The following is a 13,185-nucleotide window of genomic DNA, read 5'->3' as shown; positions in this document are numbered from 1 at the left end:
ACTTTCAGAGTGAGGGTTTTTTATGCGCGCCGTACATGGCTCATGTTGTTCCAGTGAGTCACGATAGAGTGCGGTGTTTCTGGCTTTGAAAAATAGTAACCTTGGATCTGTTCACAGCCCATAGCATAGAGTTTTTCTAGAGCTTCTTGGTTCTCCACCCCTTCTGCGACGAGATCAACTCGAAGTTGATTTGCCAATTGAATAATCAACCAAACTACGCGCTCCGCTGTTTCGTTACACACCATGTTTTTGATAAAAGTGGCATCAATTTTAATGCAATCGATGGGGTAGCTATGGATGTAATTCAAGCTCGAATAGCCAGTGCCAAAGTCATCAAGCGCGATGGTAAAACCAAGTAGTCTGAGCTTATCTAAGATGTATCTAACTTCACTGGTTTGTGAAAGTAGTACTGTTTCGGTGAGCTCAATTGTGAATTCATTAGGCTCAAAGCCGTATTGAGTAATGGTTTGCATTAAGTGTTCGAGATAGCGCTTGGAGTTGATCAGTTCATGTGCCGAACAGTTAAGTCCTAATTTTACCTTGTAGCCTAAGCCCTCCTCTAGCTCAACTTTTGCTAGGCATGCCAGCTCAACAATGCGTTCTCCTAATTCCACAATTAAACCTGACTGCTCAGCAGTATCGATAAACTCAATCGGTGAAATCGCACCCAGAGTTTCGCTATTCCAGCGAGTGAGAATCTCAAAATAGTTCCACTGTTCTTGGTGACGACTGACGATCGGTTGCGCCACCACAAATAGTTCACTATTTTTACTGGTTAACTTATTGAGTTCACGGCGTAGAGCTTCTGTGATTTGGGTTTGACGATGGTATTGGTCACTCAGATGGGTATCATAGCAACGGATATTACTACCGCGAGTTTGCTTACACTCTTTGAGTGCTAAACAGGCATTGAGAATCAGTTGATCGGCCGTGATTGTCTCTTGAGTTTTCCTTGAAATGCCAATGCTTAAGCTAATTTTAATGCGATGCGATGCATCGACATAACCTGTATTTAGCTTATCCAATATACAGCGGCAGATTTGCAACGGATCATTAGAGAAGGTGATAAACGCATATTCATCCCCTGCGATTCGAAATGCCAAATTCTCTTCCGGAACGCTTTTAATGATGGCATTAGCCACAAACTTAATGATTTGGTCGCCAATATAGTGCCCATATAAGTCATTGATCGATTTAAAATTATCGATGTCTAAATAAGCAAGAGTAAACGGTTCATTGGTTGTTTCAACTAAGCGTTCTAATTTGTCAGCTAGATAACTGCGGTTCATTAAATCAGTCAGGTTGTCGTGAGAAACTTCGTAGCTAAGTTGGTTAACCAAGCTGTCAGAGCGTTCGCTCAACCACTTATTGCGCAGGCTGTGAACGACTATGTTCGCAATGATTCGGTGGTAGCCAATCACGAATTCCTCATCTTCGATGGGAGAATAGAAGGTAGACACGAGCATTCCGAGTATTTCGCCATTCTTGGCACGTAGGGGAATACCGATATAGGCATCAATCTTATTTTCAATTAGAAACTTGTCATCAGGAAAAATTTTGGTCACTTGTGATGGAAACAGACAGTATTCCTGTTTTGATTTCCACACTTGCTCACACGGTGTTCCCCTGAGCGGATAACCCGTGTCGTTGTTGTCTGGCGTCTCACCAGCATGAGATAAGGTGTGAGCTCTGTAATGCCATTTGTCTAACTCGACGATGCATGTACAGCAGGTTTGAAAATGTGTATGCAGCACCAATGTGGCTCGATCATGTAACTCAGAGCCATCGAGCAGCATGAGCTCGTTAATGGTGTTTAGACTAACTGCATCCCTAGCCAATGATGTTTTAGTCATATGTCGTACTCTGTTTTTTTAGAATATGCACTTAGTGACTATGGTCGACATTGCGCAGTTTTGCCACTCGCAATGATGGGTACTTGAGACGCAAAAAAATAAAATATTGGTTATTCAGCGGCTTAGTTTCAGAGTTTTATGAGTACTTTTTTGTCTAGGGATAAATTTGCTCTGGTGGACAATTGTGTGATGGAAATAGACGTAACCCCAATTTAGTTATCTAGCTTCATGCGTTAATTTTTCTTTTAAGTAGTTGAGAAATAAATGAGTTCGAGTGTGTTGATAATCAAGTTTAGGGTAATAAGCGTAAACCGTTGCTTGATCAACGGTGATATCGGGTAGCAAACGTACCAGATTGCCCAAACGTAGCTCTTCTTTGACCATCACGTCGTTGGTGACAATCACTCCCATGCCATTTTTGCCTGCATAGAAAAGTGCTTCTGGATTGGTTGTCGCGAAGTTACCCGATAACGATAGGCGTTTGCCCGTTGAGGTTTTTAATTCGCGCGTTGTGTGTTCTCCCCAAATCAAGACATTGTGCTGTTGAAGCTGTTCGGCAGATTTGGGCATACCATATTTTTCAATATAGTTAGGAGAAGCATAAAAGCCGGCCCTATGTTCAAATAGGGGTGAGGCTTTAAAACTGAGGGAATTGAGTTGGTCAATTTCTCGGCTGATGAATAAATCAAGGTGAAGTTCGGGCAATTGCCCCGGAGTTGTTGTGGTCAGTTGGATTCGAATGTCAGGGTAGCGCTGTAGAAATTCATCTAAATACTGCACCAAAAATTTTGAGCCCACAGAGAGTGTCGCCCCAATTTTTAGCAGGCCAGCGGGAGTTTGGCTGACAGATCGTGTTTCATCAACCACCGATTGCCAACTTTCAAGTTGTGCTTTTGCTCGCTCATAAAAGAGAGCACCCGCTTCGGTTTGTGTCACCGTTCGTGTGGTGCGCTTAAGTAACTGCACGCCAATTTTCTCTTCCAGCCAATGTACTCGTTTACTGATGGCTGAGCTGGTGGTATTGAGCTTACGTGCCGCGCCGTTAAAGCTTCCTTCTTCAACCACTCGCATGTATGTTTTAACATTTTGTATCCAATCCATCGTTACCCTACTCATTCCTCATTGGAACTAATTCATTTCCTGAGTGCTTTATTATCAAATCTGAGTTGCCAATATATACTGAAAACGTATTTTGACACCACATCTACCGACGATAAGAGCTCACTTAGCAACCCATGAAAACTCTCGCTAGCACACCATTTAAAAAGACGCCGATGTTATTGGCGATGATGATCATTGCCACGGGCCAAGTTGGGGTGAGCATCTATTTACCTGCACTGCCGTTGATCAGCCGAGACTTAATGGTTGACCAAGCCAGTATTCAATGGCTCGTCACGCTCTTTTTAGTGGCGTTTGGAATGTCACAGCTTTTTTACGGGCCATTGTCTGATGCGGTTGGTAGACGCCCGACATTTTTACTCGGGCAGGGGATCTACTTGGCCGGTACAGTATTGTGTGTCTGTTTTTCGGATAATTTTCATGCGTTGGCTGCTGGTCGCCTACTGCAAGGGCTTGGCGCGGGAAGTGCTTCTGTTCTTGGGCGCAGTGTGCTGCGTGACAGTTATGATGGTCTGCAATTAACAAAGGCGCTTTCTTACATCGCCATCACTGCCTCAATTATGCCAATTATTGCCCCTGTGCTCGGTGGGTGGATTGCCTTTCATTTAAGTTGGCAGTCCGTGTTTGTGTTCGTATTAGTGTATATCTGTACCATTTTTATTTTAGGTTGGTGGATATTGCCAGAAACGTTGCCATACGCGAAACATCGGTTTCAACCGAAGGCCGTATTGCATAACTACTTGCTACTCTTGAAAAATTCCCAAGTGCTGACCAGCGCCAGTTACAACTGGATCAGCTATTTATCTAGCTTAGTGACTCTGTCGGTGCTGCCTTTTCTTTTACAAAACAAGTTGGGGTTAACGGCCGCCGATTATGGAACCGTAATGATCGTCCCTTCCGCGGGTTTGATGATAGGCAGTGTTGCCGTTAACTTACTCAATGATCGTTTTTCATCCCAACGTTTACTTGCTTTGGCGATTGTCATTATGGCTTTTGCCGGTGTTTGGTTACTGATAACACCGATGAGCGTGTTCAATTTAGTGTGGGGATTTACTTGGTTAACGGTTGCGCAAGGTATCTCATTTCCATTATCCACCAGCATGCTGCTCGGGCCACACAAAACTCAAGCGGGCTCCGTTGCGGCTTTATCCGGCTCCATTCAAATGTGTTTAGCTGGATTCTTAGGGGGATACTTGGTGGAAAGATGGATCACGAGTCAGATGTCGCTAGGTTGGTTCTATTTAGCAACCAGTTGCGCTATGTTTTTGGTGTTGTGTTCTTCCTATCGCTTACGTCAAACCAAATTCGCTTAATGCTGTTTATACCCTTCCGGTTTGAAGCGGTTTAAGTCTAGTGGTGCATTTACATCGTACATGTCGGCACAAGAGAAATAATTTGAGGTATAATCTCGGCGACATTAATTCGACGGAAAAATCAATGCAACAAGATGAATTTCAAGCATTAGTCAAAAGCTTGTGCGAGCAAAAAACACTTCCTCAAGCGTTAGATATGCTGAAAGTATTTGAAGATCAAGATATTGCTGAAGCAGCCTTATCGTTAGTGGGTCAGTTTGCTTTAGCCGAAGTGGATGGGGAGCAACGCATTTACCACGTCGTGTTGCAAGAAAATGAGCAAGGTGAAGAAGAAGAGTTTGTCGAACACATTATGAATGAAGGCGATGACGTTATTAAGTTTGTTGCTTGGTTTTTTGAAACCATGTTTGAAGTTAAGCAGAAAGAAACTTACTTGGCTGCTGGTAAAACCTATAAGCAGCCTAAACGCGGTTAACTGAAAATTAATTACTTTATTTTGTGACTCAAGTCTTGTTTTTGTTCTTTTTTGGACTAATATACACCTCGTTAGGTAAATAAATTACATGTTGAGGTGATTCATGGGTTATGAATTAGGTGGTGCTTACGTTGGTCAACTGATCGCAAAAAAAGCGATGTATGATGCAATGCATGGCAAACCACAAGCAAAGAAAAAGTCTTTCATTAAAACGCTAGTGAAGAAATTCAGTAAATAGTGAATGCCTAAGAATCAAAAAGCCCTAGCTTGGTAACAAGCTGGGGCTTTGCTTTATTTACTGGGGTAAAAATGACTGTGCAAATTCGTCCACCATTCGTCCACAAAGAGCCCGTATACCATTACTGACTAAAGAGTCGGCGGTTTCTGAGGCGTCAGTACTTTTTCTTCTAAAGTAACCAGATACTCTGGGGGGCACTACTGACTTTTTTTGGTTAGCCAATCTTCCAATTTATCACACCCGCCGATATAGCGGCTTTCTAGCCAAATTTGTGGCACGGTGACGGGCGTTTTTTGACCGATGATGGCTTTAACTTCTGGGATCATCCGGTACAGCGCCGCACTTTCTTTGACTACATCATGATAGGTGTATTGAATTCCCGCTTCATCCAGCAATTTCTTTGCTTTTACGCAGTACGGGCAAGTGGCTTTTCCATACACAATATTGCCAGTTAACTCGTCACGTTGTGCCCACTCTTTGATCACCGATTGAACCAAAACACCTCGATTTAACGCTTCTCCTTGGCTGATCACTTTACCTTCAACGACCAATATTGGGGCGTGCCATGCGCCAAGTTTCAAGGGTTCCCACCAGTACGATAGCCAGTCTTTGACTTCTAACTCGATGGGAATGCCCTCCAGTTCATTATTGAAGGTGTCAGTCAAAATGTCCTTGGTGAGCGTACACTCGCCGCAAGGGATGGTGACTTTAAATGGACCCCAACTTCCAGCCCATCGGTATAGTGTGATTTTTATCGGTTTTGCCATCGTGTTTTCCTCAAGAAGCATTGCTTAGAGAATAGGAAAGAGTTGAGTGACTTTTTATTTCAACGCGAAGATTTTTTTGTTTCCCAATGAGTAATAAAGGCCACTGAAGCGATAATGATGGCAGCGCCAAGCCATAATCGCCCGGGTGGTGCCCAGCCAAACACTAACCAACCCGCCAAAACATTCAGTGGCAGCTTCGCGTGATCAAAAGGTTGCACAAAAGACGCATCTGCCACCGCATAGGCTTTAACGATCGCCCATTGAGCCAGTGCTGTCATCGCACCCGCAAAAAGCAATATGAGCCATAGAGTGCCCCCTTGAGGTGTTTGCCAATCTGGTAAAGCGAGCAGTAGATTGAACGGTGTGATCAGTACTAAAAGGTAGACCACCATAGTAGACGGTGAGTCATGGGCAGACAGTTTTTTCACCATCAAAGAGTAACAAGCCCAAAAAAATGCCGCGCCAACAGGCAGCAACGATGCCCAGTTGAAATCGTCAGCCCAAGGTTCAAGGATGATCATCGCCCCGACAAAGCCAGTTAATGTTGCTCCCCAGCGCGCTGTACCCACTTTCTCTTTTAAAAAAAGGCCTGAGCCAATCGTGGCAAACAGAGGAGAGGTCATCAGCAGTGCAATACCTTGCCAAATGGGTACGGGATAGGCGAGTGCCCATAACCAGAGTTGTATGCCAATCACAGATAAAAACACACGGAAAATATGCATGCTTAAATGCTTGGTGCGCAGCGAGTAGCGGATCCCTAACGTTGATAAATACGGCAAAATAACGACTAACGCGATGGCATATTGAACCAGCGCCACCGTGGTAGATGACAGGCCATAATTGATACTGGCGACTTGAGCAAGGCTATTGACTATCGCAAAGGCGAGGCCTGCGATTAGCATCCAACTTGCCCCTTGGATTGGGTGGTGAAGTATTTTGGTCATAGAGAAGAGGGTTATAGAAAAAGTCGTTGAATCATACTGACTTATCAGCGTTAAACCAATCTCTGAAATGAATGGAGTGGTTCAATAAATTTGAGCAAGTGTTATCCCTGCTGATTTCCACTTGTCTGAAACGCCAAACATTTTGCGTATGGGCTGTGGTGATGGGATAAAAAAAGCCCCCTAAAAAGAGGGCGAAAGAACATGAACGGCCAGTGCTCTGCCTTAGCACTGAAAAGAAGCACAAACGCTGCCATGCATTTGTACTTATTACATAGCAGGTTGTGTGCCACCTTTAACTTATTGAAAAATAGTGAACTTATATTGTTGGCTCTGTTAAGCATGGTCTAGCCTAGTGCAATTTGTTTCATTGTGGTGCAATGCCGTCAAATAAAAAAGGCCAAGCGAGTGCTTGGCCAAAAGGATGATATCCTTAGGGAGTATATGCGTTCGTATGATTGAAATTAGAAGTTGTAACGTAGGCCTAGGCGAATAGAGTCTTTTGCATCATACGCAGTGCCGAGGTCTTTTTTATCTAGGTTGTTCATTTTGTAGGCAACGTAAGTGTAGATTGATTTATTGAAATCATAACGCCCTGTCAACTCAGCAAAATCACTTTTCGTCGTTGTGACGTTTGCAGTTTCATTTTCCGTTTTTTGATACACCCCAATCAAGCGGAAGTTACTTGTGATTTTGTATTGCGCAGCAAATTCAATCCCGTTGAATTCGCTCTTCGCTTTATCGTCCAAATCCCCTTGTGTATAGGTCAGGCCTAAGTACAAATCGTCCAACGTGTAATTCACACCGGCAATAATTTGATTCGCTGCACCTTGGCCTGTGCCATTATCGTTGCTTGCGTAGCCCAAGCCTAAACCAAGGCCGATAGGTAAGTTATAAATTGCAGAAAGACCAAAGCCATCGGTGTCTTTTTCTTCGCCTGCAATAAAGCTTGCTTTCACATTGAGGGCATCAAATGTAGCTGCGTAGAGGAAGGTGTTGTTGATTTGCTCATTACCTGCGTTGATGAACTCTTTTTGAGCGCCAGTATAAGTACCGATGTCTGACATTTGAGAAATTTGCACGCCAGCCGTATCTTGGCGGCCGACAGAAATAGCGCCAAAATCAGCTTGTAAACCTGCAAATAGGTAACGTTGGTTGAAATCAGAATTCTTATCGTTGCTGGCGGAGGAATTAACCGTTTGCTCTGCTTCATAGGTTGCAAAACCTTTCAAAGAGTCAGAGATTTCTGTTGAACCTGTAATGTTCAAACGCGCACGGCTTTTGTTTTTCATCGTGCCTTCAATTTCTTTGCCTTTGTCATCACCACCGAAATCGCCACGAAATTCTGCACGTCCACCAACTTTAAGCTCATTTCCATCCGCTTTGTAAACGGTCGCAGCAAAAGAAGAACCTGATACCAATGCTGTAAGAATTGCGGTTGCGATTGTTGCTTTTTTCATTTTATTTACCTTATCCATAATCAATGAGCTTCAGTGCTCGAACGGTTTGATGTGAGTAAAGTAGATGTTTTAAATGAATGTTTAATTACTGATTCATGATGTTTACATGTTGTTTTTATTGATGATTTATTAAAGAAAATGTTATGTAGTGATGTTCAAAATAGTCAAGGTGCCATGAATTTTGAGTCGAAGATCTTACTTTTATCTAATGAAGATGCAAATCCATTCACTCGCGCTGTAGATGAGGTAAACTCGACGATCTTAGTCATCTCAAGGAAGAGTATATGTATTCGGTTCGTTTGGATAAACAGAAGATAACCCCGTCTAAAGTGTTGTGTGTTGGACGGAACTATATTGAACATATTCAAGAGCTTAATAACACAATACCAGAACAAATGGTGGTGTTTAATAAACCCAATACGAGCATTACAACCACTCTATCCTCGTTTCACCAAGAGACGCTTCACTATGAAGCTGAAATTTGTTTTTTGATCAAAAAAGGTCAATATAGCGCGGTTGGTTTGGGGTTAGATCTGACTAAGCGGGTACTGCAATCTCAGCTTAAAGCAAAAGGTTTACCTTGGGAGCGGGCGAAAGCATTTGACGGTTCAGCAGTACTTAGCCGATTTGTGCCATTGTATGGTATTGACATCAATAAGTTGCAGTTAGAGCTATTCATCAACTGTGTTCGGGTTCAGTGCGGCGGTGTAAACCAAATGATCTATTCACCCGCCATCATTTTAGAAGAGCTGAAATCTTACACATCACTGCGTGATGGTGACGTTGTGATGACCGGAACGCCACAAGGAGTTGGAGAAGTGCATTGTGGCGATCTCTTTTTAGGGCGTCTTAAATGTGGAGAGCAGACCTTAATCGAGATTGAATGGCTAGCGCAATAAAACTGATTTGCGCTATTCGGGCTGCGGTTATTATCAGTATTCACCGCAGCCTCTGTCTTTAATGGGCTAAGAGCGTTAAATTTAGCAAAAAGAAAGTCGCCATGCTGATGATCGTGGTCAGCAGGACATTCTTGGTTTTCCATGCAATCAGTCCCGCTAATGCTGCGGCCCACAAGTAGGGATTATGGCGATCAAGCCAAAGTGTTTGCTCTGGCAGGAACACAATCGGAGCCCAAATAGCAGTTAATACAGCAGGGCTAGAATAAGTGAGTAAGCGCTGGATAACTGGGTTGAGACGCAGCGGTAATTTAGGCTCTAAGAACAGATAACGGCTCATAAAGACCAAAGCGGTCATGGCGAGGATAGAAAGCAGAATCATCGTTGGTTCCTCCTGCTCGAACAGAGTAAAACTTCAGAAACATAACCTGCACACATTGCGCCAATGCTTGCTAGCATTAAGCTACCTTCAACTTGCCAAAGAGTCAGGCTTACCGATAACACTAGGGCACTGATGACAGCAACGAGTATCGGTATGTTTTTAATGTTCGGAATGACAATGGCGATAAAAGTAGCCGCGACTGCAAATTCCAACCCCAACTCGTTTAAAGCGGGGATGTAGCTGCCGGCAATAATGCCGACCAGTGTGGCCAAATTCCAAACTAAATAGAAGCTTAAACCCGCACCAAGCGCGTACCAACGGTTAAACTGTTTTTCATTTTGTTGTCCGCAGACCGCAAACAGCTCATCAGTGAGCAGAAAACCCAGAATTAAACGCCAACGTGTCGGGAGTGGGCTGATTTTGCTGCGCATGGAAACGCTGTAGAGAAAATGGCGAGAAGTGATGAAAAATGTGGTGATCAGCAGAGTCAACAGCCCTGCACCTGTTTTAAACATCCCCGTGGCGACGAGTTGCGCTGAGCCTGCAAATAAAACCGCAGAGAGTGCTTGGCTCTCTAATATGGTCAGGCCACTTTCAATCGCAAATGATCCTGCCAATAAGCCCCATGGTAAAACGGCAATACTTAGCGGTAGCATGGCCAGTGCGCCTTGCCCAAAGAGGCGACCTCGAGGTTCCAAATGTACGTGGTTCAATAGTGTGCTATCCATAGTAATTCCTTTGCTGGAAGTGATGAATCTATCAAGCCACAAGGTTGGGTCAAGCGATTGTACAAAATTGCGCATACAACTGTCATCCACTGGAGGGAAAAGATCGTTGTAGTCGCAGGCATTGTTCACCTAAACAGATGAAATAAAAATGCCGCCAACAATGAATTGAAGACGGCCTGTTATTTCGTTGTGCTTGTCCGGCAATGGGCGTTACAAGCTGTGTTGGTGTTCTGCTATGAGCATCGCCATTTGCTCGTCGGCTTTTTTCTCGGCGCTGGCGAAATCTTCTTCTGCTTCGAAGGCTCCGACGACCTCGTAATAGCATTTCAATTTAGGCTCAGTGCCCGACGGGCGCACAATCACTCTCGCTCCGCCTTCCAAGTGATAGGTCAATACATCGCTAGCAGGAAGTTGAATCGCTTGCGTTGTTCCATCGGCAATATAACGTGTGAGTGATTTGAGATCGTCGGTCATGAGCACTTTTCTACCGGCGATTTCCGTTGGCGGTGTGGCGCGAAGCTTGTCACCGATCGGCGGTGAGTTAGGGTCTAACTTAATGCTACGTTGTGCATTAATGTAAAAACCGTGCTGGCGGTAAATGGTTTCGAGTTGATCCCAAATAGTCTTACCTTGGCTGTATAATTCGGCCGCTAGTTGTGCAAATGCCACCATGGCCGAAAGGCCATCTTTATCCCAAACGGTTTGCCCTATGGTGTAACCCAATGCTTCTTCATAGGCGAATAAGAACTGCTGTTCATCGCTTTGTTGTTGCATCGCCACGTTGGTCAACCATTTAAAGCCAGTCAAGGTTTGGTAGTATTTTGCACCTTTCGCCTGCGCAATATTTCCGAGTAAACTGGATGAGACGATGGTGTTGCCAACCAACTGCTTTGAGGCATCGGTTTTGGAGAGCAAATAGTCCCCAAATAGTGTGCCAACTTGATCGCCAGTCAGCATTTGGTATTGACCATCCGCTCGTTGTACGGCAACGGCAAATCGGTCGGCATCTGGGTCGTTGGCGCAGGCCAGTTGTGCATTTTCAGCATGGGCTAACGCGATAACCATATCCATCGCCCCCGGCTCTTCAGGGTTCGGGAAGTTGACGGTTGGGAAAAGGCCATCCGGCTCTCGTTGTTCCTTTACACTGATGACATGGGTAAACCCAGCGTCATGCAGCAAAGTTTCAGCCATCTCAGCGCCGACACCATGCATCGCGGTATACGCAATGGTAAGGCATTGCGGATCAGTGTGGTGGTTTAACAATGGGCTTTGATTGAGGGTACGACGGTAAGTTTGGTAATACTCTTCTGTTAGCCATTGCAAAAGGCCTTGTTGGTGCGCGTTGTCTAACGGCATCAGAGAAATAGCTCGCGTTGCCGCTAAGTCGATTTCTGCTGCAATACCTGAATCGTGAGGCGGGATAATCTGTGCACCATTTTCCCAGTACACCTTAAAGCCATTGTATTCGGGTGGGTTGTGACTGGCGGTGACTACGACTGCGGCGGCGGCATTAAAGTGTTTTACCCCAAAAGCGACTACTGGGGTCGGTGCCACTTTATGCGTGAGATACACTTTGATCCCCAGCGCGGCGAGTACTGAGGCGGTATCATGTGCAAATTGCTGAGAATCTGGCCGGCCATCATAGCCAATCACCACCCCACGTGTTTTGGCATTGCTGACTTGTTGAATGAGGTAGTGCCCTAAACCCGTCGCCGTTTCTTGAATTACCAGGCGGTTCATACGATTAGGGCCGCATCCCACCATGCCGCGTAAACCTGCGGTGCCGAACTCAAGGCGTGATTGAAAGCGAGCTTTTATCTCATCTAACTGATGCTGATCGACTAGTGCTTGTAGTTCTTGGCGAGTTTTAGGATCGGGATCTTTTTCTAACCATTCGGAAACATGTTGCATCATGGTTTCACCTTCTTACATTCATGTTGAATTGATTCTAACTGATATTCATTCTCAATAATGGGGGCGCAATCGCTAAACATCGTTCTTATTTTGTTTCTCATCACGTGTTGCTTCTCTTTGATTGGTTGCGTAACTGACGCTGACAAATTCCGTGTTATCTAGTTAGAGTGATGAAGCGAGAGATGGCGTAAACTGCGTAGCTCGAGCTGTCTAAACAGTAAAGAGAGGCTTAAACATAAACCTAAGTATGCACCGCCCACTAACAACCATATTTCAAAAATAAGCCCAGAAGAGTTAGCGATTTCTGTGCCAACAAACGTCATTTCTTGAATTGAAATTAGCGATACAATCGAAGAATCTTTGACCAAAGAAATCGCTTGCCCAGCTAAAGCCGGCGTGATCGCCGCCAATACTTGAGGGGCAATGACGTATCGGTATTTTACCCATCGAGACAGCCCTAAAGAGTGCGCTGCTTCCCATTGACCTTGAGCGATTCCGGCCAAACCTGAACGAACAACTTCAGCGATGTAGGCCGATGAAAGCATCCCAATACACACAATTCCAGAGAACAAATTTTCCCATAGATGAGAAGGACCAAACAGCCAATGCTGAATGACATTGGTTGGCTCATGGTGTTCCCGTAGTATGTTTTCTAGGCCCAACAACGGGATCAGTTGATTGGAGACAAAAAAATAAAAAATGAACACGAAAACCAGCGGCGGAATGTTCCTAACTAATTGCACAAAAGCGTTAGCCGGAATTCTGAACCACGAAAACTGAGAGTGGCGTGCTACGCCAAGCAGTGTGCCTAACACAAGGGCCAGCACCATCGCCCAGACACTTAAGCGCAAAGTAGCAACTAACCCCTGAAAGAAATAAGGGATAGCACCATGGCTCGTTGGGGTGAAAATCAGAGCAAAAGCTTCTTGCCAACGCCAATTATAATTCACCCCAAGCTCGGCTCGGTGCGTTAACCAAATAACAAAGCCTAACAGTGCTACGAGTAACGCATAATCGAGCTTATTGAGCGATAATCGTAGCCATGGTTTAAGGCTCCGTTTTTCATACAGCACAGTTTTTGTTCTATTCACATCCGCCC

The 13,185-nt window shown here is 44.6% G+C and carries 13 protein-coding genes; 4 read left to right on the top strand and 9 right to left on the bottom strand.

Features of this window, described 5'->3' with window-relative positions; all coding sequences use genetic code 11:
- Positions 1-20 precede the first annotated feature (20 nt).
- Both AACV12_RS11075 and AACV12_RS11070 read right to left on the bottom strand, forming a co-directional pair.
- Entirely contained in the window at positions 21-1,853 is a 1,833-nt protein-coding gene (locus AACV12_RS11075) for a putative bifunctional diguanylate cyclase/phosphodiesterase (protein WP_013868105.1), read from the bottom strand.
- A 216-nt stretch (positions 1,854-2,069) separates the two neighbouring features.
- Positions 2,070-2,954 (bottom strand): LysR family transcriptional regulator, encoded by an 885-nt coding sequence (locus AACV12_RS11070; RefSeq protein WP_026029054.1) that lies wholly within the window; start codon positions 2,952-2,954, stop codon positions 2,070-2,072.
- Between the two features lie 134 nt (positions 2,955-3,088).
- Here AACV12_RS11070 and AACV12_RS11065 point away from each other — a divergent pair, with 134 nt between their 5' ends.
- The 3 genes from AACV12_RS11065 (at position 3,089) to AACV12_RS11055 (ending at position 4,998) form a co-directional block, all read left to right on the top strand.
- Entirely contained in the window at positions 3,089-4,285 is a 1,197-nt protein-coding gene (locus tag AACV12_RS11065; protein WP_170900336.1) for a multidrug effflux MFS transporter, read from the top strand.
- A 124-nt stretch (positions 4,286-4,409) separates the two neighbouring features.
- Complete coding sequence (locus tag AACV12_RS11060; protein WP_026027570.1) at positions 4,410-4,760, top strand: hypothetical protein; 351 nt, start codon at positions 4,410-4,412, stop codon at positions 4,758-4,760.
- A 103-nt stretch (positions 4,761-4,863) separates the two neighbouring features.
- Positions 4,864-4,998 (top strand): hypothetical protein, encoded by a 135-nt coding sequence (locus tag AACV12_RS11055; protein WP_013868100.1) that lies wholly within the window; start codon positions 4,864-4,866, stop codon positions 4,996-4,998.
- Between the two features lie 197 nt (positions 4,999-5,195).
- Here the strand turns inward: AACV12_RS11055 and AACV12_RS11050 are convergent, their stop codons facing one another.
- The 3 genes from AACV12_RS11050 to AACV12_RS11040 form a co-directional block, all read right to left on the bottom strand.
- Positions 5,196-5,765 carry a glutaredoxin domain-containing protein gene (locus AACV12_RS11050; protein ID WP_010320515.1) on the bottom strand — a complete coding sequence of 190 codons (570 nt, stop codon included), beginning with the start codon at positions 5,763-5,765 and terminating at the stop codon, positions 5,196-5,198.
- Between the two features lie 59 nt (positions 5,766-5,824).
- A complete protein-coding gene (locus AACV12_RS11045) occupies positions 5,825-6,709 on the bottom strand; it encodes a DMT family transporter (RefSeq protein WP_069211986.1) in 885 nt (294 codons plus the stop codon).
- Positions 6,710-7,170: 461 nt separating this feature from the next.
- Entirely contained in the window at positions 7,171-8,166 is a 996-nt protein-coding gene (locus tag AACV12_RS11040; protein WP_026027939.1) for a porin, read from the bottom strand.
- 284 nt (positions 8,167-8,450) lie between these two features.
- On the opposite strand from AACV12_RS11040, the gene AACV12_RS11035 reads away from it, so the two are divergent.
- On the top strand, positions 8,451-9,065 hold the full coding sequence (locus AACV12_RS11035; protein ID WP_094147295.1) for a fumarylacetoacetate hydrolase family protein: 615 nt from the start codon (positions 8,451-8,453) through the stop codon (positions 9,063-9,065).
- A 58-nt stretch (positions 9,066-9,123) separates the two neighbouring features.
- On the opposite strand, the gene AACV12_RS11030 is transcribed toward AACV12_RS11035, so the two are convergent.
- The 4 genes from AACV12_RS11030 to AACV12_RS11015 all read right to left on the bottom strand — a co-directional run bounded on the left by AACV12_RS11030 (position 9,124) and on the right by AACV12_RS11015 (position 13,159).
- Positions 9,124-9,444, bottom strand: a complete 321-nt coding sequence (locus AACV12_RS11030; protein ID WP_013868095.1) for an AzlD domain-containing protein — start codon at positions 9,442-9,444, stop codon at positions 9,124-9,126.
- Positions 9,441-10,172, bottom strand: a complete 732-nt coding sequence (locus tag AACV12_RS11025; RefSeq protein WP_088733521.1) for an AzlC family ABC transporter permease — start codon at positions 10,170-10,172, stop codon at positions 9,441-9,443. Before AACV12_RS11025 ends, AACV12_RS11030 begins: the two co-directional genes overlap by 4 nt.
- A 210-nt stretch (positions 10,173-10,382) precedes the next feature.
- Positions 10,383-12,086, bottom strand: a complete 1,704-nt coding sequence (locus AACV12_RS11020; RefSeq protein ID WP_170900335.1) for a phospho-sugar mutase — start codon at positions 12,084-12,086, stop codon at positions 10,383-10,385.
- 158 nt (positions 12,087-12,244) lie between these two features.
- On the bottom strand, positions 12,245-13,159 hold the full coding sequence (locus tag AACV12_RS11015; protein ID WP_445286167.1) for an amino acid ABC transporter permease: 915 nt from the start codon (positions 13,157-13,159) through the stop codon (positions 12,245-12,247).
- Positions 13,160-13,185: the final 26 nt, after the last annotated feature.

Source organism: Vibrio sp. 2-2(8) (assembly GCF_963888495.1).
Taxonomy (GTDB): domain Bacteria; phylum Pseudomonadota; class Gammaproteobacteria; order Enterobacterales; family Vibrionaceae; genus Vibrio; species Vibrio anguillarum.
This window is presented reverse-complemented; position numbering and strand designations above follow the sequence as displayed.